Source organism: Shewanella sp. SNU WT4 (genome assembly GCF_006494715.1).
Classification (GTDB): Bacteria; Pseudomonadota; Gammaproteobacteria; order Enterobacterales; family Shewanellaceae; genus Shewanella.
Genome location: NZ_CP041151.1, coordinates 1,345,668 through 1,372,120, shown reverse-complemented (window position 1 = coordinate 1,372,120; position 26,453 = coordinate 1,345,668). Strand labels below are relative to the sequence as shown.

Sequence of the window (26,453 nt, the reverse complement as noted above, 5' to 3'; positions counted from 1 at the left end):
CACTCAGCTAGCAAGCTAGCTTGCATCATTGCTAAATAAGGCTTTCGCCTTATCCGCATCATTTAAAATCTGTTTTTTTAACGCTTCGAGGGAATCAAATGGCTGCTCATCACGCAGCTTTGCCACTAATTCTACCTCAATACTCTTACCATACAGTGATTCATTAAAATCAAATAAATGCACTTCTAGCTGACACTGTTGACCATTGACTGTCGGGCGAAAACCTATATTAGCTACGCCTTCATAAATGTCACTGTCTGGCCAAAACACTCTAACGGCGAACACGCCGCGCACCGGTACTACCTGACGTTTTAAGGCTATGTTAGCCGTAGGAAAGCCAATAGTGCGGCCAATTTTTTGCCCATGAGCCACTCGGCCACAAATAATATAGGGGTGTCCTAGTAAACGTCTGGCTTGCTCCATATGACCAAGCGCCAATTGTTGACGCACCTCAGTTGAACTCACTCGGTGCGAACCCACCATAAAGGTTTGAGTGCTTTCGACGGCAAACCCCAAGCGCTCTCCGGCTTTGCACAGCATCTCGTAATTGCCCTGACGCTGACGCCCAAAACGAAAATCATCGCCAACGACCAGATACTTAACGCCTAGCTGCTTTACCAGCAAGTCTTCAATAAATTGCTCGGCCGTCATCGACGCAAAACGGCGATTAAAATGCACGCACAAGACGCGATCTATACCTAATTCATCAAGCAGCAGCAATTTATCACGCAATAAACTTAAGCGTGCAGGAGCCTCGTTGCCAGCAAACATTTCAAGCGGCTGCGGCTCAAAGGTCATCAACACCGCTGGCAAATGATATTGCTTAGCTTTAGCCAATAGATTTGAAATAACTTGGGCGTGTCCTCGATGAACACCGTCAAAATTACCTATGGTCAATACGCAACCACGATGCGCCGGTAAGATGTTATGTATGCCGCGGATTAATTCCATATGACCCCAGTAGCAGCCAACGCAAATTGGCGGATTATATAACAGCTAGCCAAGAGAATCAGCACCACTGTGCAATTTCCAAGGTTTGACACCACAAATAATCATGATGAGAAGGTAAACACCCGCGCCAAGCCCGATTAATTTAACTAATTCCAGAGTGCGCTCACCGATATGCCAGTCTAACCACTGGCCTTGCTCTGGCATCATATACAATAGCGTGCCAGCCATAGCCAACGTCGCCACTAAGGTTTTAACAAAAAACCAAACTGTTTTGCGAGTGGCTTGATAGACACCTTGGCGATGTAAACCCCAATATAACATGCCAGCATTTAATAGGGCTGACATAGAAGTCGCAATGGCGAGCCCCACATAACCAAAAGGTATGGCCAACACTATATTGAACACCATATTGCTCACCATAGCTATTATACCAAAGCGCACCGGCGTTCGCGTGTCTTGACGCGAGTAATAACCAGGCGCCAACACTTTAATCATCATAAAGCTTAATAAGCCCGAACCGTAAGCGACCAGTGCATAAGACGCCATATTAACGTCTGTCATGTCGAACTCACCGCGCATAAACAACACGATAAGCATAGGTTTAGCCAGTAAAATCAAGCCTATCATAGCTGGCATACCCAAAAGGAAAATGGCTCTTACGCCCCAATCCATAGTGGCTTTAAAGCCTTCTCCATTATCATTGACATGACGCCTTGATAACGCAGGCAAAATCACGGTGGCGATGGCAATACCAAAAATACCTAACGGGAACTCAAGTAATCTGTCGGCGTAATACAGCCAACTGATGGATCCCGTCATCATGAAACTCGCAATAAAGGTATCCAGCAATAAGTTCACTTGTGAGACAGACACCCCAAACAAGGCGGGGATCATCAAGGTTCTGATTTTAACTACGCCAGGGTGATGCCAGCCCCAACTTGGACGCACTAGCGCATCTTCACGCCATAGAAACGGAATTTGGAACAAAAGCTGGACAACGCCGCCTAAAAATACCCCGATGGCCAGACCTATTTCAGGTTTTGCCATCGAAGGCGATATCCACATAGCCGCGCTAATGATGGCTATGTTCAAAAATACTGGCGTAAAGGCTGATACCGCAAAGCGACCACGAGTGTTGAGAATAGCGCCGGCTAGTGCAGTAAAGGTAATAAACCACAGATAAGGAAAGGTGATTTTAAGCATTAATGACGCGAGTTCAAATTTGGCGCCATCAGGCTCGTTATTAAGCCAAGCCCAAAACCAACCGCCGCCAAATAATGCGGTAAGCACTGGGGATGCAATAACCCCCACCAGAGTCACCCCGGTCACTAACACGCCTAAGGTGCCGCACACCTTACCAATAAGCTCTTTGGTTTCTGCTGGAGTATTTTTTTCTTGGTATTCGGTTAACACTGGCACAAAGGCTTGGGCAAACGCGCCTTCTGCAAATAGACGCCGTAAAAAATTAGGAATTTTATTGGCAAAGAAAAAAACATCAGCGCTACTGCCCGCCCCCATTAAATTGGCAACCACCATGTCACGAACTAAGCCTAAAATTCGTGAAATGAACGTCATGGCGCTGACTATTGCGCCAGAACGCATTAATTTATTACTCAAATGAGCCTCTCAAAAAACTATTAATGGCGATTATCGGTGACTTTTTAAGCCAATCCTTGGTGTTTTCTGTGTTTTAAGCCCTACACAAGTAGGTGGATGTGCGCCAGTTCGTAAAAATTCATCACTCACTCTGTCATAGCACATCATTTGCTGGTAGAATTGCGCCACATCTTACACGAGTTGGGTTGAAGATAGCCAAGTCAGGTTGGATTATTTTGATTTAATGACTGATATTCATTCATCAGCATTGACAAAAACACAAAATGCGGGCATATTCCTCGGCCTTTGAAAAATATTAATCCCAGTTTTTAGGAGTTGCACCTTGGCTAATAGCAAGTCTGCAAAGAAGCGCGCGCTTCAATCTGAAAAGCGTCGCCAGCATAACGCCAGCCGTCGCTCAATGTTACGTACCTACGTTAAGAAAGTTATCGCTGCTATTAAAGCAGGCGATCACACTACAGCTGTTGCCGCGTTTAACGCTGCCCAGCCTATCGTAGATCGTATGGCGACTAAAGGCCTGATCCACAAGAACAAGGCTGCCCGTCAAAAGGCTCGCTTGAACGCTAAGATCAAAGCACTAGTTGCTTAATTTTATCGTTTATATATAAAAACCGGCCTAGGCCGGTTTTTTTATAACTTCAAACTATTAAGCAGCTTGATGAGTTCCATAAAGGTTATTCAGCAATTGAATAATTGCCTTTACTTCATCACTCTTCAGTGAGTAATAGACAGTTTGTGCTTCTTTTCTGGTAGTCACCAAATTATCTTTACGCAACCAAGCAAGATGTTGTGATAAAGCAGACTGGCTCAGTCCTAATTTTTTGTTCATCTCGCCTACACACATTTCCCCTTCCGTGAGTAAATAGCACAAAATAAATAGACGACGTTCGTTTGCTAGAGCCTTCAATAACACAACGGCATGATCTGCTCGTTGCTGGATTAATTCAATATTCATCTGAGCTTTTCTCCTTAAGCTATCATCTCGACTAATATAGCCTTAGCTTAGGAATATAGTCGCGACCTAACCCACACTTTTTGCTAACTTGTTTTCAAAAATGAGACATACGTAAAAAAACATAAGTGAACTTATGATCTTACCTAAGTTTAAATCGTCTAAATCTCACTTCTATAAGGTGATAACATCAAACGTACCGCAAAGGTAAATATTAAAAATCAGAAGGTTAGTTTGCATTTTCTGCAAAATACTTGTGTTGAGAGTATGTTCATTAATTAAACACCTATCAAACAAGTATATAAATTTTGCCATTAGCAATAGCGAAATGTGGTTATTAGCGGCGATGGGTATTTGAGCTTTTAGCAGTAACGAAACTATCAAAGCAAAAGAATGGAAAGTAATGAGGACTAACGTTGGGACAAATTAGGCCTCAAACATCTTGAGTGAGCTGAAGTGGTACGGTGAATTTGGCCACCTAGTTAGAGGTGATATCATCACCTCATAAGTTAACAGGTGACACTATGAAAAAACGTACAAGAAGACTGTTTAGTGCAGAATTTAAACTCGAATCTGCACAACTAGTACTAGACCAAAATTACTCAATGATCTGATCCAATACTTTTGGACACCACGCTAAGTGAGTAAAATGACTTAACGAGGTGAATATGACAATCAAAAAACCCCGCAAGACCCACACTGCTGAATTTAAAACTGAAGCCCTGAAACTAGCCGAACGTGTCGGTGTTGCTGAAGCTGCTAGGCAGCTCAAAATCTACGGATCACAACGTTATAACTGGCGCTCTGCCATTGAGAAGAAATCGACAACTAGCCAGCGCGAAGCCGAGCTTGCTGCTGAAGTTGCCAAGTTAAAACGCCTGTTAGCCGACCAAGCTGAGGATTTAGCCATCTTAAAAAAGGCGGCCACCTACTTCGCGAAGAATCAAAAGTAGAACGATTCGAATTTATGCTCGAACACCAGCACCAGTTTCGTCTAAAGCCAATGGCGACAGTGCTTGGCGTGACGCGAAGTGGGTATTATGCCTGGCGAAAATCAAGCAAAGAGCCGAGTACACGCTTGCTCAAACAGTACAGCCGTGATGAGCAAATCAAAGCTATTTTTGTCCAGAGCAAGGAACGCTCTGGCGCTCGGCGTATTCAAGTCGACCTCGCGGAAGATTACGAGCGCGCTAATTTGAAAACCATTATGAACAGCATGACAAGACAGAATTTAGTGGCTAAAGCAGCCCGTAAATTCAAAACAACAACTGACAGCGACCACCAGCTTTCGGTGGCGCCAAATCTGCTGGAGCAGAACTTCGATGCCAGCGGCCCGAACCAAAAATGGGTCGGTGATATCACGTATCTGATGACAAGCGAAGGCTGGCTATATCTGGCGGTGATTATCGATTTGTACTCGCGCGCCGTGATTGGCTGGTCGATGAGTAATCGCATGACGGCTAAGCTGGCTTGTGACGCGCTGACAATGGCGCTGTTTCGTCGTGGGTTTCCAAAAAAAGTGATTGTTCATAGTGACCGAGGCAGCCAATATTGTTCACATGCGTATCGAGATCTAATTGAAAAAAATCAGCTTATCCAAAGCATGAGCCGCAAAGCCTGCTGCTGGGACAACGCCTGTGCAGAGAGCTTCTTCCATTCACTGAAGGTTGAGGCCATTCAGTACGAGCCGATCATGGACCGGGAAACCATGAAGCACACAGTGTTTGAGTACATAGAAGTTGATTACAACAAAACCAGAAGGCATAGTTCACTTGGCTATTTAAGCCCTGAGAATTTTGAATTGAAAATAGTGCTTAGTTAAGTGTCCAGAGTTAGCGGATCAGATCAAAATTGTTGAAGCCGCTCAAGCTATGAATGTGGGCAAATCAACTATGGATAAGTGGGTTCGGCAATTAAGAGAAGAGCGACAAGGTAAGCAACCTAAAGCATCACCTATATCACCAGAACAAATTGAAATTCGAGAGTTAAAAAAGCAACTAGCTCGCCTCCAGGAGCACAACGAAATATTAAAAAAAGCCACAGCTCTGTTGATGTCGGACTCACTGAACAATTCTTAATAATTGAGAAACTCAGGCAGAGCTACAGCATAAAAACATTATGTGAAGTGTTCAGTATTCATCGTAGTAGTTACAAGTATTGGAGAAAACGGCCAACAACCATAAACGCAGATAAAGTAAAGCTTCGAAGTTTAGTTAGCGAAGTACACACTGCAAGTAACGGCTCGGCAGGTGCTAGAACGATTGCAGATATGGTTAGCCAGCAAGGTATCTCGCTAAGCCGTTATCGCGCCACTAAGTTGATGAAGGAGCTTGGTATAGTTAGCTGTCAGGTACCTAAGCACAAATACCGAAAAGCGACACTAGAACACATTGAAATCCCTAATCACCTAGGTCGACAATTCGCTGTCACTGCTCCGAATGAAGTTTGGGTTGGTGATGTCACCTACGGTGTGCCCGGAGTTCAGCACTAGCATGGAATGCTTTAACGAACCACGAGTCTATCTGAAATACATGAACACTACGGCAGGAGCTACATTGTTTATGGCACTATCTGGTTGTGCAGATAGTTGAGTCTGAGCGGCAGTGACTTATCGTATGCTGATAAGGTGATGTAACTCGCTGACAACGGGGAGTGAGGCGAATTCGTTAAGCCAAGATGCTCCTCTAGACTAAGTATTGGACGGATGAAGAACATGAACCGGTTAACCCGCATCTATGGGCTGAAAAGTCGCCATTGCCTACACGAATTAACAGGCAATATGGTGCTGCAATAGTGCTAAACGTATGGGCACTATTGCCGAATTAATGAGTAATAAATATGTACTTATTAATGGATAAACGTTAAATCACAATTCTGCGTTTAAGCATCATCACCTTACAGTACGATAAGGTCAAAGACTGCGATCGGCATCCACCCCAATATGTTTGAGTTCAGGTAGATAAACCGGGGAAGGTTTGTTTTGAATGCTAAGGGAGCATGACCCTGATGACAAACAAGCTGGCGGAGTGTTCGTAGTAGTCTGAGATGGGGAAAGCCCATTACATGGCGAAGGGACACAGTTTAATTGATTTGCGTCAGCAAATTACCTGACCTTAATGAAGTGAAGACCTTTGATAATCAGCGAACAGCAACGTAAATTAGCAACATGGACAGCAACCGATAAAACGCGTCGCGTTAATCGACTGCTGCGCCTTATCAGTCACCCGCATTGGCTTCGCCAAGCGGCTGAAGTAACGCTTTCTTCAAAAGGTGCTAAAACGCCTGGTGTTGATGGAATAACAAAGATTCATATACAGGCTTATTTGGCTGGTTATCTTGATGAGATCAGAGATGATCTGCTGTCAGGTAACTATCAACCGATGCCTGCTAGACGGATCTATATTCCCAAGGCCAATGGAAAGCTACGTCCTTTAGGTATACCAACGCTTAGGGATAGAATAGTTCAACGTGCCATGCTCATGGCAATGGAGCCGATATGGGAAAATGATTTTCATTCGTTGTCCTATGGCTTTAGACCAGAGCGCAGTGTCCATCACGCCATTCGCACGGTTAAACTACAAATGACCGAATCCAATGAGCCTCGAGGTCGCTGGATAATTGAAGGAGACTTATCAAGCTATTTTGATACAGTTCACCATCGATTATTGATGAAATGTGTTCGTAAACGGATCAACTGCCGTCGATTTAATGATTTGCTTTGGCGCTTCATTAAAGCTGGACACATTGAACGTAACCTATTTTGTGCAACAAGCGAAGGCGTACCACAAGGTGGTGTAATTTCTCCGTTATTGTCAAACATAATACTTAATGAGTTCGATCAATATTTGGATAAATGTTACTTGAGCAAGAAAGCCCGTAAAGACCGCTGGTACTGGAACCACAGTATCAAAATCAAGCGAAAACCTGCGGTTGAGGAAAACAGACAATGGAAACCTGCCGTTGCTTATTGCCGTTATGCTGATGACTTTCTAGTGATTGTCAAAGGCAATAAACAACAAGCAGAGGCAATTCGTGACCAATGTCGACACTTCCTAGAAGGTAAGCTGCAACTCACGTTAAATATGGATAAAACTCATATTACACATGTGAATGACGGTTTTATATTTCTCGGACATAGGATCATTCGAAAGCGTGGACCTAAGGGAAATATGCGAGTGGTGACTGGTATTCCAAACGGTAAAGCCAAAGCATTTTCTCATTCATTGAGTCAGGCTTTATCAGGGGATCATAGCTGTAGCAAGATAGACAAAGTGGAACAACTCAATCGCAAACTTAAGGGTTGGGCACAATTTTATCGACATACTGATTACACCGCGAAAGTTTACAGCAAAATTGATCGTATTATTTTCTGGAAACTCGCTAAGTGGTTGGCTAGAAAATATCGTTGTTCTATTAAATCGTTAATGATGACATGGATCAAACGTCCAACACCAAATCAGGCAACGACATGGGTGTTATTTGGTAAAAGCAATCGTGGAAATTTATGTGGCGCGTCACTATTTAGATTAGTGAGTAGCCCTAAATTACCCTTTAGATGGCGATCACCAGAAGCAAACTCCTACCTCAGAGATGAAATTAGAAATACTGTCACGTCTCGCTATAGCGATGTTGCCATGGCTGTTAGCCACAATTAAGCGGAGAGCCGTATGCGCTGAAAGGTGCACGTACGGTTCGGAGAGGAGAAGCAGAGAAATAGTTCGACTACGCTCTGCCTCTTACTCTACTGTGGGCTGGTAACCGCTGGATGTACTTAGCTGTTGTGATTGATCTATTCGCTCGTAAAGTCATTGGGTGGGCTATGTCATTATCACCAGATAGCCGTTTAACGGGCAAAGCGCTTTCGATGGCCTATGAAGGTCGAGGTAAACCTAAAGATGTTATGTTCCATAGCGATCAAGGGACTCACTATACAAGCAGAAGATATCGGCAATTATTATGGAGATACCAGCTCAAACAAAGTTTATCTCGACGTGGGAATTGTTGGGATAATAGTCCAATGGAACGCTTTTTTAGGAGCCTTAAGACAGAATGGATACCAACGACAGGGTACCGTAACTTTGCAGAAGCTCAGCAAGAAATTACACGATACATAATTGGATATTATTGTCAGCTTCGCCCACATCAATATAACGGCGGACTGACACCCAATGAATCAGAACGATTGTTCTGGTTAAGCTCTAAAACTGTGGCCAATATTAGTTGACCACTACAAGCTGAGGCCAATCGATTTACACCGGCTCGCGCAGAAATACCGGAGCATAGGGTGACGAGTCCTTTTCACTATAATAGTAGCCATCATAGTTGAAGCCTAAGATTTGCGCTGCTCGAGTGACCTTATGTTCCAGTAAGTAGCGAGCCATCATCCCCCTTGCCTTCTTGGCATAAAAACTAATGATCTTATACTGACCATTCTTGAAATCTTTAAATACCGGCGTAATGACATCACAAGCTAAATGACGAACATTGACTGCTTTAAAATATTCGTTAGATGCCAAGTTAACCACTAATGGGTGCGAGTCGTTAGCAAGCTCTGCATTAATTTCATCGGTAATTATGTTGCCCCAAAAGGCATACAAATTTTTACCTTTTGGATTATTAAGTCCAGTCCCCATCTCTAAACGGTAAGCTTGAATGAGATCTAAAGGCTTTAATAGCCCATATAAGCCCGACAAAATTCGTAAATGTTGCTGGGCTTGCTGTAACAAGTCGCTATCCATACTATCGGCGTCAAGCCCAGTATAAACATCCCCTCTGAAGGCAAATAGCGCTTGCTTGGCATTAGCGAGTGTAAATGGCGGTTGCCACTCAGCAAAGCGAGCAGCATTTAAGCCTGCAATTTTATCGCTAACTTTCATTAACGAGGCTATATCCATAGGGGTTAAATCGCGGCACACAGGCATAAGTGCTTGGCTATGTGCGAGTAAATTGGGCTGGCTATATTGCTCTGTGGTTGCTGGGTTTACAAAATCTAGAGTCTTAGCAGGAGACACAAGAATAAGCATAAGATTTTCTCCATTAGTCTGGCCAACATCATACCTAACCCCCATAAAAAAACCACGCGCAACCGGCGTGGTTTTTTCGATAAGGCTAAACGAAATTAGCTAGCTTGCTATTTACTACTTTCATCGGGTAACCAGATATCATCATCTAATTGCTTGTTTAACTCTGGGAACTTAGACCGATCGAACTCTGGAGTAATGCCTAAGTCCACTTGGCGACGATAATCGTTAATTACTCGAATAGCTAAGCCAGATAGCAGTACTAAGGCAATAATGTTTACTATAGCCATCAAGCCCATAGAAACATCGGCAAGGTTCCATACCAAATCAATTTTGGCAACTGCGCCAAACATCACCATACCAAGTACGCACACTCTAAAGAGTGGCAACGCCTTTTTGCTGTTACCACATAAAAACATTACATTGGTTTCAGCGTAAGAGTAGTTGGCTATGATAGAAGTAAAACAAAACAGCAAGATAGCCATAGCCACAAAGCTGCCCCCCCATGAGCCGACATGTTCAGACATCGCGCCTATGGTTAATTGAATGCCGTTACCATCAGCCCCAGTGTCCCCTGCCAGTAAAATAATGGCCGCGGTCGCAGTACAAATCACTATGGTATCCACAAAGACCCCCATCATCTGTACAAAGCCTTGTGAAGCTGGATGATTAGGATTCGGTGTGGCGCTGGCCGCGACATTGGCAGCAGAACCCATACCGGCTTCGTTCGAGAATAAACCGCGAGCAATACCCGACTGCATAGCTTGGGCTATGGTATAAGCGACGCCACCAGCGGCAGCTTCTTGCCAGCCAAAAGCACTTTTAACCACTAACGCGAGAATGGCGGGTACTTCTTGAATATTAAGAACCACGATAACAAAGGCAATCGAGATATAACTTAGCGCCATGATAGGAACTACGATTTCAGAAACCTTTGCGACCTTCTGCAACCCCCCCATGATGACTAAGCCACTTAACACGACTAAGACTATGCCCATATAGGTTGGCGGTACATCAAAAACCTGATCCATCGCGGCAGAGATAGTGTTAGCTTGCACCGCATTAAACACTAGACCGAAGGCAATGATTAAAAAGATGGAGAATAAAATTCCCATCCAGCGTTGCCCTAAGCCTTTTTCCATATAATAAGCTGGACCGCCGCGGAATTGACCGTCGTTGTCTCTGACTTTATAGACCTGAGCTAAGGTTGACTCCACCATAGCAGTGGCCATACCTAACACGGCAATAAGCCACATCCAAAACACAGCGCCAGGACCGCCGCCAACAATAGCAACGGCAACCCCGGCCATATTACCAGCGCCTACTCGAGCGGCCATACTGGTACAAAACACTTGGAAGGAAGATAAACCGCCTTGAGAACCTTGACGACTAATCGCCATGATTTTAATGGCGTGTCCAAAATGGGTAATTTGGATAAAAGCTAATCTAAGGGTGAAATATAATCCAGCGCCTACAAGTCCATAAACAAGGAGCTTGCCCCATAACAATGAATTTAAGAAATTAATGGTTGTTTCTAACATATCGTTCTACTTCTTCCCGTTGCAGTAAGCCATAACAGCTTGCTGTGGTGAATGAATCTTAGTGATAACTGGTGCAGAGTTTTGTTGTAATTTAATTATTCGAATACTTATGCAAACTTATTCAATTGTGTTTCTGAACCAGCGGATCAAAATAGCATAGGTTTTACAAAAAACCGCGTGATCTGTCTCGCACTAAACCACTTGCTCTACAGTTAGCCAACCTATCAGCATCATAGTGCAACAAACCACCAACCTAAACTCACTAACCTAAGCCTTACCGCAAAAAACAATGAACGCTAGGGTTAATGTCTCAATGACTCCATTCAACACATGCCCATAGCCACTGACTTATTGTGGCTAATTAACAGTTAACTTAATGGCTAAGTGATTGGGAGCAATACGAGACATAAGCGTCAATTGAAGCAGCAGGCGTTCTACACTCAATTTTACTAGCTTAACTTTGGCTAATATACCGACCTACCGCACCATTCCAAAATAATTTCTAGTTCCCAATGCGATTAGCTTACTAAAGTGTCAAAAAACAGCCGAAACCAACAGATTAACAACCTTTAACCAACATGAAATTATTAATAATGACCGCTTGAAACGCGTATGATATTATTCGCAACATAAGCTAGAATCTTTTAAACATATCACAACACACCACAACACAAAACACACCAATGCCTGACTGTGATATGACATTAAAAGCCAGTAAATAACTGACTGATGGCATTGGCAATGGAACTGGAGAATGTATGAAACACTTATCAAAGTTAGTTTTAGTTGCTGCTTGTTTTCCCTTGATGGCCTCTGCTGCTCAAGAATTAACACCTTGGTATGTAGGTGCTGGTGTCGGCGTCAATAACTATCAGCCGAATTGTGACCAAAAAACCATGAAGACATGCGGTGAAGATGATCCGTATGCATGGGATGTGTTTGCAGGTTACATGTTCAATGATTATTTAGGTCTTGAACTTGGCTATCGCGATTTAGGCCAAGCGGTGTGGACCGACTATAGCGACAAGTTAAACGATGTTGGTGCTAAGGGTGCAACCTTAGGCTTAGTAGCCGTGTGGCCTTTTGCTGACAGCTGGAGTTTATCTGCTGAAGCAGGCGCCATGAAGTATATCCTGTCAAATAACAAGCAATGGGGCTCTGAGTACTACTCAGACAATGGTGTTGCTCCTTATTATGGCGTAGGTCTGGGTTACAACCTTACTGAAAACCTGAAGTTACAAGCTAAGTATCGCCGTTATGAGAATCTTGAAGATTCCAAGTGGAATACTTTAGATATGGAAAGTAACTATTGGGGCTTAGAGTTAAGCTATCGTTTTGGTTCTGAAGTGGCGACTCCTGCGCCGGTAGCGCCACCAGTCGTACTGGATTCTGACAACGATGGCGTACCTGATAGCTCAGATGCTTGTCCTGACACTCCAGCGGGTTACTTAGTGGATGCTCAAGGCTGTACCGTTATGGCGGAAACCGCTCAAGAGCTCGACGTTGATGCAAAATTTGCTAACAACTCAGCAGTACTGGATCAAACCAGTTACGATGAAGTGGGTTTATTAGCCGAGTTCATGAATAACAACCCAGATTCAACTGTAGTCATCAAGGGCTTTGCCTCTAATGTTGGTAAGCCAGACTACAATATGACTCTGTCACAAAAACGTGCTGAAGCGGTGGCTCAAGTACTGGAAGAAAAATTCGGTATTGCCGCAAGCAGAATCTCTGCCAAAGGCTATGGTATTACCCAGCCATTAATGGAAGGTAATTCAGCTGAAGCCAATGCTGCTAACCGTCGTATCGAAGCTCACGTGAGCGTGGTACAAATGGCGCCAGTAATGCGTTAATCTTTACGAAACTGCCAAAGCCGCTATCATAGCGGCTTTTTTTTTGAATAAATTTAGCAATAAAATACAATCACTAAACTCATTTAGATTCAGAAATGTAATTTTTTTTCAGCAAAGGTTGGAATATCGGCAAAAATCGCTTCTAATACTCTCTATGCCTATTTTCGGCCATCATTGAGAAGGATGTAATTCATGGCAAGTACATTAGCGCAACTTAAAGCTTTAACCACTATCGTTGCTGATACCGGTGATATTGAAGCTATCAAACGCTACCAACCACAAGATGCCACCACCAACCCATCATTAATCTTAAAAGCCTCAGAAATTCCTGAGTATGCTCACTTAATTGATGATGCAATCGCTTATGCCAAATCACAAAGCCAAGATTTAGCGACTCAAATTGCCGATGCTGGCGATAAGCTGGCCGTGAATATCGGGGTTGAGATCTTAAAGTCGGTTCCAGGTCGCATGTCGACTGAAGTTGATGCTCGCCTATCGTTTGATCAAGCCGCCTCTATCGAAAAAGCTAAAAAATTAGTGGGTCTGTATCAAGCCGCAGGTATAGATACCTCACGAATTTTGATTAAGCTCGCCTCTACTTGGGAAGGCATCTGCACTGCCAAGCAATTAGAACAGCAAGGTATTAACTGTAACCTCACCTTATTATTCAGCTTTGCTCAAGCGCGTGCGTGTGCGGAAGCTGGCGTGCACTTAATCTCGCCATTTGTTGGCCGCATTTTAGATTGGTACAAAAAAGATACTGGCCTTAATTATTCTGCCAGTGAAGATCCTGGCGTAGTGTCAGTGACTGAAATCTATAACTACTACAAGCAACACGGTTATCAAACCGTGGTAATGGGCGCTAGCTTTAGAAATACCGGTGAAATTATTGAGTTAGCGGGTTGCGATCGTTTAACCATTGGCCCGAATTTATTAGAAGAGTTGGCTAATTCTGACGTTAAGGTTGTAGCTAAGTTACAAGCCGCCACGACATTAGTGCCAGCACCAACACCTATGACAGAAGCGCAATTCCGCTGGGAATATAACCAAGATGCCATGGCCGTTGAGAAACTGGCTGAAGGCATACGCAATTTTGCCATCGACCAAGCAAAATTAGAAGTCATGTTAACTGCCCGTTTAACGGCCTAACATAACAAAGGAGTGTTTGATGACTCGCTTAATCCAAAGCCAACATTGGCAGAACTTACAACTTATGGCTAAACATTTGCCGCACATGCGTCAAATGTTTAGCGAGAATCCGAACAGATTCGATCAGTTTTCACTCAAAACTTGTGGCTTATTACTCGATTACTCAAAAAACCGTATCGATGATGCCGTATTAGCTGCATTATTTGCCTTAGCTAAAGAAGCGCAGTTAACTCAAAAAGTGCAAGCCATGTTTAATGGCGATATTATCAACACCACTGAAGGCCGCGCTGTACTGCATACTGCGCTGCGTGCTGATGCTACTGATGATATTCGAGTGAATGGCATCAATATAGTGCCAGAAGTTCAAGCCACTTTAGCCAAGATGGAAGACTTTGTTGAGCGAGTCACTCAAGGACAATGGCGCGGTTATACTGGCAAAACCATTACTGATATCGTCAGTATTGGTATTGGTGGTTCATTCTTAGGCCCAAAAATTGTTTCTGAGGCCCTGCGCCCATATTGGAGCAAGAGCTTAAAGTGCCATTATGTTGCCAATGTTGATGGCACTAGCCTGACCGAAAAGCTTAACAAGCTGAACAATGAAACCACCTTGTTCATCATGTCATCCAAGTCTTTTAGCACACAAGAAACGCTGACCAATACCCTTAGCGCCAAAGACTGGTTCTTGGCCAATGGCGCGGCGCAAGCCGATGTCGCTAAGCATTTTGTGGCCGTGAGCTCTAATGTTGCCAAAGCCACTGAATTTGGTATTGATGCTGACAACATTTTCCCGATGTGGGATTGGGTAGGTGGTCGTTACTCACTATGGTCAGCGATTGGTTTACCGATTGCGTTAATGATTGGCATGGATAATTTCCGCCAATTACTGCGCGGTGCCAACCAAATGGATACCCATTTCAAGCAAGCCCCAGCTGAAGAGAATATGCCAGTGATCATGGCACTTATCAGCTTATGGCACAGCAACTTCTATCAAGCGCAGTCTCACGTGGTCCTGACCTATGATCATTATTTGCGTGGTTTACCGGCTTATTTCCAGCAATTAGATATGGAAAGCAATGGTAAGTCAGTCACGTTAAATGGCACCGATGTGGATTACACCACAGGACCTGTGATTTGGGGGGGTGAAGGCACTAATGGCCAACATGCTTATCATCAATTGCTGCATCAAGGCACCGGCTTAATCCCTGCGGATTTTATCTTGCCATTACAAAGCCACAATCCTCTGGGTGAGCATCATGTGCAATTGGCATCTAACTGTTTTGGTCAAACCCAGGCACTGATGCAAGGTCGCACATATGATGAAGCCAAAGCAGAATTATCCGCCAGCGCTTTGAGTGAAGAACAAAAAGATTTAATTGCTAAACATAAGTTTATGGCCGGCAATAAGCCGAGCAACACCTTATTGATGGATAAGTTAACTCCAGCTACCTTAGGCGCTATGATTGCACTTTATGAACATAGAACATTCGTTCAGGGCGCTATTTGGGATGTGAACTCATTTGATCAGTGGGGAGTTGAATTAGGTAAAAACTTAGGCAATGACATTCTCACGCGTTTAAATGCTGACGAACAATGCCAAGCACTTGATTCATCAAGCAATTCATTGATTAACCTCTTCAAGCAAGCTCATATTTAATTGAGCCCAGAGTATAAAACAGCCTGCGGGCTGTTTTTTTTTGCGTATATTTATTTGTTTCTTAACAAATTTGAAACATAGATGTTGCATCCTCTTCCTAAGTTATGGTATTTCTTTGTTTGACCATTACATTTGCAGAGGAGGTCACCATGGATCGCTTAGACTATGGAAGTATGTTAGATCGTGAAGATGACAATGTCATAGAGAAGCCAAATCGTCGCAACAGCAAAAAACGTAAATGGCGTGAAATTGAAGCAATCAAAGATAAGCGCCGCTTACTCAAAGAGCTTCAAGACATCGACAGCCTCTGCGATATTGAAGTGGATATTGACGCTATTTTATAAAAAGCAGCGCCTAGGCGTTGCCTATTAACTGAGGGCGTTCAAAATTCTGTGTCAGGCTAATTTTTAAATTTCTAGCACGCTATCTAAACGCCCTTCAAAATAAATCGCTAACTGAGATAAACAAAGGCTCCAATTGTGGATTGGCATGGTCCATTTATCTGAGGCGTTTAATATGCCTGCATAAAGTAGCTTCAACAAGCTATTTTCATTAGGAAAAGCACCTTTGGTTTTGGTGAGCTTTCTAAATTGGCGATGTACCGCCTCAACGGCATTGGTCGTGTAAATCACTTTCCTGATATGTTCTGGGTACCTAAAATAATGGGACAAATTATGCCATTTGCGACGCCAAGAGTTGATTACCAGCGGATAAGCATCACCCCATTTGGCCTCCAGTTCGTCCAATGCCATCTCTGCGGCTTCTTTACTCACGGCTCGATACACAGGCTTTAAATCAGCCATAAACGCTTTCTGATGTTTTGAGGCGACATACTTCATTGAGTTGCGGATCTGGTGGATAACACCTAGCTGTGTTTCCGTATTAGGGAAGATACTGGCTATCGCCTCAGGGAAACCGGTCAAGCCGTCAACACAGGCGATAAGAATATCTTTTACACCACGATTATTAAGATCGGTCAGTACGGATAGCCAGTAATTAGCGCCTTCATTTTCGGATAAATGAAGCCCTAAAATTTCCTTTTTTCCTTTCATATTAAGCGCTAACAATGTGTAAACGGCTTTACTGACGTAACGCCCATCCTCTTTGACTTTATAATGTATCGCATCAAGCCAAACGATAGGATAATGGCTATCTAATGGGCGCTGTTGCCACGCTTTAAGTTCGGGGATGAGTTTATCAGTGATAGCACTGACTGTTGCGTTAGATACATTGATCCCATACATATCTTCAACATGTTGATTAATATCGCGATAGCTCATACCTATACTGAACATCGATAACACTTTACGTTCGATTTCATCGGTTAGCGTAGTTTGATTTTTCTTAATCAACTGAGGTTCAAAAGTGCCATTGCGGTCTCTAGGGGTGTCTAACTCAAAGTTACCGGACGGATGCTTAATGGTCTTAGGGGTTTTGCGATTTTTACGATTAGGCAGAGGATCATGCGCTAAATGCTGCTCAAGCTCAGCCTGGAGAGCCGCTTCAGTGAGTTGCTTGATCAGTGGACCAAGAATGCTGTCTTTACCTGTGAGGCTTTTACCTGACTGCAGATCTTTAAGGGCTTGTTCGAAGTTAAAAGGTTGGGTCATGTGTCATTCCTGTTTTTGAATATTTTACTGAAATGACACAGAATTATGAACACTACCTATTAACTATCAGTGTTGATAAAATCTTTTAGCTCTTGGAAGAGCTGTGTGTCATTGTCACTAAATAAAGGGTCTTCAATTAACTTTATTTGACAAAAGTCACCCACAGCTTCCCAATCACTAGGGCTGAATCTATGTTCTAATTCAGGGAAGATAGCGGTTTCTTCATAATGCATGTGACTGCGTTGCTGCGTCACGTATTGATGAAGATCTCTAATCAATTTTTCCCGAGGGATGACGACATCATTTAAAATCATAGTTAATGATGCCATCAAGGCTGCGGTCGCAGCATTCAATTCAATATGCTCGCCCGCTAAACGATTCGCGGTCATCTTATCTTGTGTCTTTTCTAGATAATATTCATAGACAATATCTTCGAGTGGATGATGGCTATGCTCAGCATATTCTTGCATATAACTAACAATATCTTTAACTAGGTTAAAGTTAATATTCTCGCCACTTTCGAGCTTACTGGTCTTACGCTCAAGAATAGAAAGTAAGATACTTATATGCCGATGATCTTGCATTAATCGCTTTAGCATAACTTATCCTTAATGCCTGCTAGCCGTATTCATTGAACGATATTTATCCACTATACCTTGCAACTCATAATTATTTATATGATCTAACTCACATTATTCTGAAGTAGCTTCTAAGACTGACATCACGGTATTTAAGGATAACTGCAAATGCAAGAAAGCATCTTGCGCCGAGTTCGCCTGCTTAAGGTTCTTCTTAACTATATTGGCGAAATAATCCTCTTGTTCTTCATTCATATCGAGTACATGAAAACTTGAATGAATATCGATATTGATTTTTTCCAATGCTAATTGGAATTTGGTGTCGTTTTCTGCAATTGATTGGCCTAACTCTTTTAACAGTACTTTAATATCGACAATTGCATTCGACATCGCTTGCTCGCGCCGAATATCCATCACACGCGCCTCAACCCCTTCAACAATCACAGCAATCACATCCCGAATACGCCCATAAAGCACATCATCATTCATAGGCATATTCTTGATTAAAAATGAGACATGCTTGTCACTACACACAGTACGATTACCAAAATCATAAAGCCTGCCTTGCTTATCTAATAACTCCAAAATATTGGTTTCTATGGGGCTAATCGCAACGCCGGCCGGCGCGAAGTACTCTGGTTTATCGGTGACAATTTCAAGACAAGTATTTAAATCAAACTGCGCCATCACGTTGAAAAAAGCGTTCGCTAATGATTGATAGTCATGACATAAGAAACATTGGCGGAAAAATTGCATTACATAACCGTACTGCGCCGATTCGGTCATAGATTGAAATGCCATACTGCGCGATAGACTTTCAGCCTGTGCTAACACTTTTTGCTTTTGCTGATAACTCGCCACCGCACTGACTTTGATGATGAGCTCTTTGAGCTCAAAAGGTTTAGCGACAAAATCTACGCCGCCAGCATTATAAGCGCGAAGACGCTCTTCTAAAGTATTCATGCCGGAGACAAACACCACTGCCACCTGGCTATGACGAAGTTGTAATTCTTGGCATAAGGTTATGCCATCTTTATCAGGTAAATTGATATCCATTAAGATAATATCTGGAATAACATCCAGTAGGGCGGCCTCATAATCTTTTGCATTATTAAAAACATTAAGATGATAGTCATCGGCTAATACTTCCTTAATTAGCTCACCATAATCTATATCGTCGTCTACAACCCAAAGAGTTAGCTTTTCCATGATTCATCCTTGTCATCAACACCAGTGAACTTAATCCCAAGCTTTAACATCGCCTTAATCAGCCCTTTAATATCAAAAGGCTTATTCAATACCGGGTACGGCATTTCTTTCTGTTTACTAATTCCTATGTCATGTATGTATCCTGATATCAGTAATACCGACAATGACGGGTTATTTTCTTGTAAGTTTTGCGCCAAGTTGTAACCGTTGAGCCCCCCAGGCATAAGCACATCAGTAATTAATAACTGCGCATCGCAATTGCCACCGCTGTATTTACGACTGACGGTGACAGGATCAGTACAAGTTTCTATGGTCATGCCTAATATTTCACAATAGTCTTGCACTACTGCCACGATTTCGGGTTCATCATCAACGATTAACACCTTAAATGGACTCATTACTTTAGGGTAATGAAGCAGATTAGTATCGGTATCTATCACTGCCTGATGAGCTTTCTTCTCTTGTGCTGGGAACCACATTTTAAACTCAGTGCCATGAGGGCCGGTATCCACCACACTCATATAGCCGTGGGAGCGTTTTACAAATCCATAAATCATAGATAAGCCAAGCCCAGTGCCTTTGCTTTTATCTTTCATGGTGAAAAACGGCTCGTAGATTTTTTCAACTAAATGTAAAGGTATGCCGCAGCCTGTGTCTTTAACTGATATCCACACATAATGGCCACTCTTAACTTGAGTATCAGTTAAGGAGCCAGGCAGTTTGCCGCCAAGCCACTCTTGACCTGTGCGTATGGTCAGAGCACCGACCCCCTCCATGGCATCTCTGGCATTGATAGTCATGTTGAGCATGGCATCTTCTAAATCACCGCGATCCACGCAAATATCATCAAGGTCTGCACCAAACTCCATGGCAATTTGTACTTGCGCCGTCAGGGATTTATCGAAGATATCTTTTAAGCCACTAATGACCTCGTTGATACTGCAGTTTTGCGCATTAAATTGTTCTTGCCGTGAAAATTGCAATAAACGCCGAGTTAAGTCGGTTCCCCGTGAGCAGGCTTTAAAGGCAGTAGTGAGATATTTATCTAAGCTTTCTTGGCGATTCTTTAACTGCATTAATTCAAGGTTGCCTTTAAGCACACCTAAAATATTATTGAAATCATGGGCAATACCACCAACTAACTGCCCTAATGCCTGCATTTTTTGGGTGCGCGACATGGCTTGCTGCATCTGCAATTCCATGGAAATATCATGAGCAATTAAGACGCTCACAGTTTCTGACGCGAGGTTAACTGCAAACAAGTTCACTTTCATTATGGTGGTTTCATCATGATGTCGATTCATCTTAATTTCACCATCAAAACCGGTAAATTGAGTGAGCGCATCATTAAAACTTTCAAAGTCAGTCACTTGCTTATCGTGCTGTGCAAATAGCATAGCTATGGGTTTACCAATCAGTTCGCCAATAAGGTAATGACTGATTTTTGCGGTCGCATCATTGGCATAAGCGATAATCGGGATACCCCTGCTATCCACTTGAATGATCATGGTCATGTATTCAAAGCTATCAACAATATTCTGAAATACATTATTGGTATTCGTGGCGACAGGCACAGGGATAGTTAAGGGCTTGGGCGCTACTAACATAGGATAAATAATATCTGTCAGTATCTGCTGCTTTTCGCTTAAGGTGTCTTGCCACTTGGCATCCGGTTGCGCAAAGAAAATGACTAATGAAGAGTTAGCAATTGGCCAAACGCTATAATGCAGCCAAGCATGGACACATTTGGGCTCTGGCGCATGCGGCCAATGACGGATTTCACTCCAATAGTTAGCATTAACACTAGTAATCGCTGAGCTCGACGAGCAACTTAACGGCATAGCGTCATTATCGAGTTCATTGATGTCGACGAGTAGCACAACGCTCGCCTGACTGTGCTCAGCAAGCACTCGAGTGAGGGCTACGCGCACCGCCTGGCCTTGAATAAATTGAGCCTGTAGCTGCGCTAATTGCAGCAACAAAGTGGCTGAAAGGGAAATAGCAGGCGAGCTAAGATGATCAACACTTAGGGGTAACGAGTTAGAATCCATTCCGACATTTCCACCAAATTATTAAAACTACTTAAATATAGTTCAAAATAATTTTGGCGCACCGACAGTCAAATATTTTGCAAAAACAACTACTATGACTGATAACTCAGTTTTTTATACTAACAAAAAAATAATCTCTGAAGTAAACCTGCCTCTATCGCCATTGCGAGATAAATCCCATAAAACACTCAAATTTAACTGCTGGTGCCAATGAATGCCACCAGCAAGCTTAGTCATACTTGCCTTTACACTATGCGCGCAAATAAGTAACGCTTTAATGCGGCAAAATCTGCCGCCATAGGCTCAGCTAAACATGGCGCGTCACTCACCTGCGCTAACGCTTGTGGCAAAGGTAACTGACAACTCAGCACGCTATCCACCACCTCTTTAAACTTAGCAGGATGCGCCGTGCCCAAAAAGATACCTAACGGCTTTGGCTCGCTATCAACTTGGGCAGCAAGCGTATCAGTTAGCGCTTTAGCTGCGATTGCAGCGTGTGGTTCACTCACATAGCCGCCGCGCGCTAACGCTTGTAACTCAAGACTTGCCGCTTTATCTGCCACGCTCGCACTTAATAAGCTTGAAAGCGGCCAGCCCATAACATCACAACAAGCTTCGACTCTTGGCCAGTTGCTGGGCTCAGCTACATCCATGGCATTACTTAAGGTGGCTATGGTTTTATTGGGGCGCCAATTACCATCACCTAAATAGCGCGGCACAGTATCATTAGCATTGGTTGCAGCAATAAAACGTGCCACCGGCAAACCCATAGCTTTAGCCAACATGCCAGCCGTTAAATTGCCAAAGTTGCCGCTCGGCACAGAAATAATCGGGGCTTGATTGGGATGCTTTACTTGAAACTGCGCCACAGCTTCAAAGTAGTAACAAACTTGCGCCAGTAACCTACTGATATTGATAGAATTGGCAGAATTTAAGCCAAGTCCATGACGAATATCTTCATCATCAAAGGCTTGCTTAACGAGTTCCTGACAGGCATCAAAATCGCCATCTATGGCTAAAGTGTGGATATTGCCACCTAAGGTAGTAAATAGCTTTTGCTGCAATACACTAATTTTGCCTTGTGGAAACAATACCACCACTTTGATGTTGTCTAGCCCATGAAAAGCATGGGCGACTGCGGCGCCAGTGTCACCTGAGGTAGCCGTTAATATAGTTAACGGCTTACCGTCACCCACAGCATTAATACATTGGGCCATAAAGCGGGCACCAAAATCTTTAAAAGCTAAGGTTGGGCCATGGAATAATTCCAAACAGTAACGCGCGCCATCAACTTTCACTAAAGGTAAATCAAAATTAAAGGCGCTAGCTACCATGGCATCAACTTTGGCCTCATCTAACTCACCTTGCAAAAACTGCTTAATGATATATTGACTGCGCTCAATAAAAGGCATGGCTAGTACCACATTGATATCCTTAAGCTTTGGTATGTCGCACGGAAAAAATAAACCTCGGCCTTTGCCTAACCCTAAGCGCACCGCTTCACTAAAACTCACTTGTTGTTCTGGGTGGCTCAAATTATATAACTTCATTGTCATTATCCTTAAAGCGGGCGACTGCCGAGGGTATCAAGTTGACATACATGCACAAAACCAGTGTCGGTAGTGACGTAATGCTGCGCTAACCACGCTTTAGCATTTAAAGCGAGCGACTGATTGGTGGTGACAGCAAAGAGTGATGGCCCACTGCCAGAGATGCCGCACGCCGATAACCCCATGGCTAATAGCGCTTGTTTGGCATGAGTAAATTGAGGGATAACATCGGCGCGATATGGCTCAGCGATGACATCTTTGAGTAATGACAAAGCTAAGTCTGAATTCTGCGTATGCAGCGCATGAATAAAACTTGCCAAGTTTTGTCCAAAGCTGAGCGTAGTCGCTTTAGGATAATGCTCGGGCAACAAGCCACGCATTAATGCGGTGGATAATGAAATACCTGGGTATGCAATTACCCAATACCAATCATCCATCACAGGCATAGATGCGCATAAGGCCGAAGGTGATGACAACATTAATTGCATGCCACCTAAATAGCAGGGCGCCACATTATCAAAATGTATGCTACCGCTAATCTTGCCTTCAAACTCTCCCATTAATAGCAGCAGCTCATCACGGCCATAAGGCCTATCAAAAAAGTCATTTAACGCACTAAAGGCTGCAACCACTGAACTTGCACTGGAACCCAGGCCACTTCCCACGGGCAGATTCTTGTTTAAGGTTAAAATGACATTGGCATTAGGCGCCTTGGCTTCTAAAAAGGTCTGCGCGCATTGATAAACAATATTCTCTTTTGGATCAGCTGGCAGCTTATGGGCAAAGGGTCCTTGCACTTTTAGGCTTAAGCTCTGCCCGCCCGCTTCAATACTGACGGTATCTCCCAATAAACTGCCATCTATGGGCGCTAAGGCCGCCCCTAATAAATCAAAGCCCACACTGACATTGCCCATAGAGGCTGGTGCATAGATAGTTATCATGCCATCACCTCCCGGCTCCAGTTAAGGGTTCTTAACACATCAGCAAAAACTCCCGCCGCAGTTACCTCAGTGCCTGCGCCATATCCTCTTAATACAAAAGGAATAGGCTGATAATAACGGCTATAAAAGGCCAGTGCATTTTCGCCGCCTTTAACACTGTAAAGCGGGTCATTTTCGGCAACTTCCGCCACTTCAACGCGGCAGCCTTGCTCATCAATCATGCCAACATAACGCAACACCTTGCCCTGCGCCTTAGCAGCGGCCACTCGCGCGGCGATTTCACTATCAACTTGGGGAAGGCGCGTCATAAAGGAGTCAATATCTCCACTATCATCAAATGTTGTCGGCAGCACGCTTTGCACCTTGATATCACTGAGTTCAAGCGCCATACCCGCTTCACGGGCTAAGATTAATACCTTGCGCGCTACATCCATACCGCAAAGATCATCCCTTGGGTCTGGCTCAGTAAAGCATTTTTGCCGCGCAATTACCGTCGCCTCAGATAAACTTAAGCCCTCATCAAGGCAGCCAAAAATAAACGACAATGAGCCTGATAGAATGCCGCTAAATTTATGCAGTTCATCGCCTGCGCACAGCAATTTTTTAAGATTATCAATCACAGGTAAACCCGCGCCCACGGTAGTTTCATACAAAAATTGGCGCCGTTTAGCGCGCGCAGTAAGTTGCAGCGCTTGATAATAGGCGTACTCGCGGGTATTGGCCTTTTTATTAGGCGTCACTACATGTAAACCGGCTTCTAATGCCTCAACATAAGTCGCCGCGACTCGCTCACTCGCACTGCAATCAACCAGCACAGGATTGACTAATTGCTGATCGCGAGCAAAAGCCAGCATGGTATCTAAGCAAGCATCTTGGCCTAAATCTGCGAGTAAGCCATGCCAATGAGTTAAATCTATGCCATCGATATCGAGCAGCATCTTGCTTGAATTCATAATGCCGCACACACGCATGCGAATATCTTGTTTGGCGAGCGCCGCTTGCTGCGCTTTTATTTGGGCTAATAGGCCAGCGCCCACTGTGCCGCAGCCCACTAAAAACACATCGACGTACTGACTGGCGCCAAAAAATCCTTGATGACAAGCGCGCAAACATTGGGACACTTTAACTTGGTCAACTACCGCTGAAATCGAGCGTTCCGATGAGCCTTGCGCTAAGGCTATGATATTAGCCCCAGCTTGGGCGAGTGCCTTAAAAAAGCCTGCGGCGACGCCTCTGTGAGTGCGCATGCCATCACCAATTAGAGACACAATCGCAAGCTTATCGCGCATAGTAAGCGCTTCCAGTAACTCTGATTGCAGCTCTAATTCAAATTCTGTTTCAAGGGATAACTTAACCGCTGGCGCATCAACACTCGCCACACAAAAACTAATGCTGTATTCACTTGAGCTTTGAGTAATTAGCGAGACTGACACACCAATGCGGGCAATGGCGCCTAATACACGGCTTGCCATACCCACCATGCCTTTCATGCCAGGGCCTGACACATCAAACATGGTTTGCTGATCAAGATTAGAAATGGCTTTAACTTTAAGGCCACTCTCGTCGGGGGCATTAGACACTAAGGTGCCCACTGCCTCAGGATTTAGCGAATTTTTGATATAACAAGGAATATGGTACTGAGCGATTGGCGCGACGGTTTTGGGATGCAGCACCTTAGCGCCAAAATAAGAGAGCTCCATCGCCTCTTGATAACTGAGCTGAGATAACAACTTAGCATCTTGAACTAAGCGTGGGTCAGTATTATATACCCCATCAACATCGGTCCAAATTTCACAGGTTGACGCCCCTAAGCAAGCAGCTAACACGGCCGCAGAATAATCTGAGCCATTGCGGCCAAGACACATGACTTGCCCATGACCATTGCCCGCAGTAAAGCCTGGCATTATCCAAACCTGCGCTTCACCTAATGCTAATTGACCGCAGTTTTGCCGGCTCGCACTGATATCCACCGCAGCTTCCATCACAGAGCCATGGGCTTTAAATAATTTAACTGGGTCTAATACCCCAACCACTAGCCCTTGCTGCTGTAAAATGGCCTGCATAATCGCCACAGATAAACGCTCACCACTGGTGAGCACTTCAGCGCGCACGCTATCAGGGCATTGCTCCAACAACTTAATGCCGGTTAATTTTTGCTGCCATTGCTGCCATTGCTGCTGCCATGCTTGGCGCAGCGCATTAATGGCATCCTCATTAAGCTCAGTGCCGCTATCTAATAAGATTTGCTCAAAGATGGCTTGTAAGGCATTAAGCACAGCCGCAGTATCTTGGCCTAAAGTGGCGCGCTCCATCAAATCCACTAGCAGGTTAGTGACCTTAGCGGGCGCAGATAGCACTAACGCCACCGGCTGTTTAGCGGCTTGCGCTTTTACAATGGCAGCCGTATTAATAAAACGTTGCCAATTTCCTAGTGAAGTGCCGCCAAATTTCATGACTTTCATTGTAAAGACTCCATATGCCGCCCACTAAGAAACAAAAAGCCCGCTCCTTGGTGGGGAGCGGGCTTGTGAATGTGATTTTCAGGGTACTGTCAGCCCGCCCCCATTATGGTAATAATGGTGGTGGTTGTGGTACGAGTAATAACGACTAACTGTGCCATAGACCTAACCCTGAATTAACTGTGCTTTTAGAATTGCTTGAAAAGTGATTTTTTGTCAACCGCCTTGTTGCACTTTTTTATCAAATGTTAATGCAGGCATTAACCCAATCATCACTATTGACTAAAATTCTCACGCGATGGTTATTAACTACTT

Annotated in this window: 19 protein-coding genes and 2 pseudogenes; 9 read left to right on the top strand and 12 right to left on the bottom strand. The window is 43.9% G+C overall.

Annotated features, from left to right (window positions below; genetic code table 11):
• Positions 1 to 15: 15 nt before the first annotated feature.
• Together ribF and murJ are read right to left on the bottom strand one after the other, a co-directional pair.
• Positions 16 to 951: a bifunctional riboflavin kinase/FAD synthetase gene (gene ribF, locus FJQ87_RS06275; RefSeq protein ID WP_140931608.1), complete on the bottom strand. Its 936-nt coding sequence runs from the start codon at positions 949 to 951 to the stop codon at positions 16 to 18.
• 45 nt (positions 952 to 996) lie between these two features.
• The gene (gene murJ / locus FJQ87_RS06270; protein WP_140931606.1) at positions 997 to 2,568 is read right to left on the bottom strand and encodes a murein biosynthesis integral membrane protein MurJ; all 1,572 of its coding nucleotides are present in this window, start codon (positions 2,566 to 2,568) and stop codon (positions 997 to 999) included.
• Between the two features lie 322 nt (positions 2,569 to 2,890).
• Here murJ and rpsT point away from each other — a divergent pair, with 322 nt between their 5' ends.
• Positions 2,891 to 3,157, top strand: coding sequence for a 30S ribosomal protein S20 (gene rpsT, locus FJQ87_RS06265; RefSeq protein ID WP_140931604.1), 267 nt, complete (start codon positions 2,891 to 2,893; stop codon positions 3,155 to 3,157).
• Between the two features lie 57 nt (positions 3,158 to 3,214).
• Here rpsT and FJQ87_RS06260 read toward each other — a convergent pair whose 3' ends face one another.
• Positions 3,215 to 3,523 (bottom strand): metalloregulator ArsR/SmtB family transcription factor, encoded by a 309-nt coding sequence (locus FJQ87_RS06260; protein WP_140931602.1) that lies wholly within the window; start codon positions 3,521 to 3,523, stop codon positions 3,215 to 3,217.
• Positions 3,524 to 4,188: 665 nt separating this feature from the next.
• Between FJQ87_RS06260 and FJQ87_RS06255 the strand changes: the two genes are divergently transcribed.
• The 4 genes and pseudogenes from FJQ87_RS06255 to FJQ87_RS06240 form a co-directional block, all read left to right on the top strand.
• A protein-coding gene (locus FJQ87_RS06255) for an IS3 family transposase (RefSeq protein WP_140931600.1) occupies positions 4,189 to 5,342 on the top strand; the annotation gives its coding sequence in 2 pieces (ribosomal slippage) (positions 4,189 to 4,429 and positions 4,429 to 5,342; 1,155 coding nt in all).
• 34 nt (positions 5,343 to 5,376) lie between these two features.
• Positions 5,377 to 5,987, top strand: a pseudogene (locus FJQ87_RS06250) (IS3-like element ISSpi4 family transposase); the annotation flags it as partial.
• Positions 5,988 to 6,651: 664 nt separating this feature from the next.
• Positions 6,652 to 8,175: a group II intron reverse transcriptase/maturase gene (gene ltrA, locus FJQ87_RS06245; protein ID WP_140931598.1), complete on the top strand. Its 1,524-nt coding sequence runs from the start codon at positions 6,652 to 6,654 to the stop codon at positions 8,173 to 8,175.
• An 80-nt stretch (positions 8,176 to 8,255) separates the two neighbouring features.
• Positions 8,256 to 8,744, top strand: a pseudogene (locus tag FJQ87_RS06240) (IS3 family transposase); the annotation flags it as partial.
• 25 nt (positions 8,745 to 8,769) lie between these two features.
• On the opposite strand, the gene yaaA reads toward FJQ87_RS06240, so the two are convergent.
• Both yaaA and FJQ87_RS06230 read right to left on the bottom strand, forming a co-directional pair.
• Positions 8,770 to 9,543, bottom strand: a complete 774-nt coding sequence (gene yaaA, locus FJQ87_RS06235; protein WP_140931596.1) for a peroxide stress protein YaaA — start codon at positions 9,541 to 9,543, stop codon at positions 8,770 to 8,772.
• Between the two features lie 107 nt (positions 9,544 to 9,650).
• The gene (locus tag FJQ87_RS06230; protein WP_140931594.1) at positions 9,651 to 11,081 is read right to left on the bottom strand and encodes a sodium:alanine symporter family protein; all 1,431 of its coding nucleotides are present in this window, start codon (positions 11,079 to 11,081) and stop codon (positions 9,651 to 9,653) included.
• Positions 11,082 to 11,839: 758 nt separating this feature from the next.
• On the opposite strand from FJQ87_RS06230, the gene FJQ87_RS06225 reads away from it, so the two are divergent.
• From FJQ87_RS06225 to FJQ87_RS06210, 4 genes are all read left to right on the top strand, one after another.
• Positions 11,840 to 12,934, top strand: a complete 1,095-nt coding sequence (locus FJQ87_RS06225) for an OmpA family protein (protein WP_140931592.1) — start codon at positions 11,840 to 11,842, stop codon at positions 12,932 to 12,934.
• Between the two features lie 192 nt (positions 12,935 to 13,126).
• Entirely contained in the window at positions 13,127 to 14,083 is a 957-nt protein-coding gene (gene tal, locus FJQ87_RS06220; protein WP_140931590.1) for a transaldolase, read from the top strand.
• A 19-nt stretch (positions 14,084 to 14,102) separates the two neighbouring features.
• Positions 14,103 to 15,740 (top strand): glucose-6-phosphate isomerase, encoded by a 1,638-nt coding sequence (pgi, locus tag FJQ87_RS06215; RefSeq protein WP_140931588.1) that lies wholly within the window; start codon positions 14,103 to 14,105, stop codon positions 15,738 to 15,740.
• 149 nt (positions 15,741 to 15,889) lie between these two features.
• On the top strand, positions 15,890 to 16,084 hold the full coding sequence (locus FJQ87_RS06210; RefSeq protein WP_140931586.1) for a DUF3545 family protein: 195 nt from the start codon (positions 15,890 to 15,892) through the stop codon (positions 16,082 to 16,084).
• 63 nt (positions 16,085 to 16,147) lie between these two features.
• Here FJQ87_RS06210 and FJQ87_RS06205 read toward each other — a convergent pair whose 3' ends face one another.
• The 7 genes from FJQ87_RS06205 to thrA form a co-directional block, all read right to left on the bottom strand.
• On the bottom strand, positions 16,148 to 17,350 hold the full coding sequence (locus tag FJQ87_RS06205; RefSeq protein ID WP_140931584.1) for an IS256-like element ISSod4 family transposase: 1,203 nt from the start codon (positions 17,348 to 17,350) through the stop codon (positions 16,148 to 16,150).
• A gap of 59 nt (positions 17,351 to 17,409) precedes the next feature.
• Positions 17,410 to 17,949, bottom strand: coding sequence for a hemerythrin domain-containing protein (locus tag FJQ87_RS06200; RefSeq protein WP_140931582.1), 540 nt, complete (start codon positions 17,947 to 17,949; stop codon positions 17,410 to 17,412).
• 93 nt (positions 17,950 to 18,042) lie between these two features.
• The gene (locus tag FJQ87_RS06195; protein ID WP_140931580.1) at positions 18,043 to 19,137 is read right to left on the bottom strand and encodes a response regulator; all 1,095 of its coding nucleotides are present in this window, start codon (positions 19,135 to 19,137) and stop codon (positions 18,043 to 18,045) included.
• Positions 19,125 to 21,188 carry an ATP-binding protein gene (locus tag FJQ87_RS06190; RefSeq protein ID WP_140931578.1) on the bottom strand — a complete coding sequence of 688 codons (2,064 nt, stop codon included), beginning with the start codon at positions 21,186 to 21,188 and terminating at the stop codon, positions 19,125 to 19,127. Before FJQ87_RS06190 ends, FJQ87_RS06195 begins: the two co-directional genes overlap by 13 nt.
• A gap of 245 nt (positions 21,189 to 21,433) precedes the next feature.
• Entirely contained in the window at positions 21,434 to 22,738 is a 1,305-nt protein-coding gene (gene thrC, locus FJQ87_RS06185) for a threonine synthase (protein ID WP_140931576.1), read from the bottom strand.
• Between the two features lie 11 nt (positions 22,739 to 22,749).
• On the bottom strand, positions 22,750 to 23,679 hold the full coding sequence (thrB, locus tag FJQ87_RS06180) for a homoserine kinase (RefSeq protein ID WP_140931574.1): 930 nt from the start codon (positions 23,677 to 23,679) through the stop codon (positions 22,750 to 22,752).
• Complete coding sequence (gene thrA, locus FJQ87_RS06175) at positions 23,676 to 26,141, bottom strand: bifunctional aspartate kinase/homoserine dehydrogenase I (RefSeq protein ID WP_140931572.1); 2,466 nt, start codon at positions 26,139 to 26,141, stop codon at positions 23,676 to 23,678. The genes thrB and thrA overlap by 4 nt, the downstream gene beginning before the upstream one ends.
• Positions 26,142 to 26,453 lie beyond the last annotated feature (312 nt).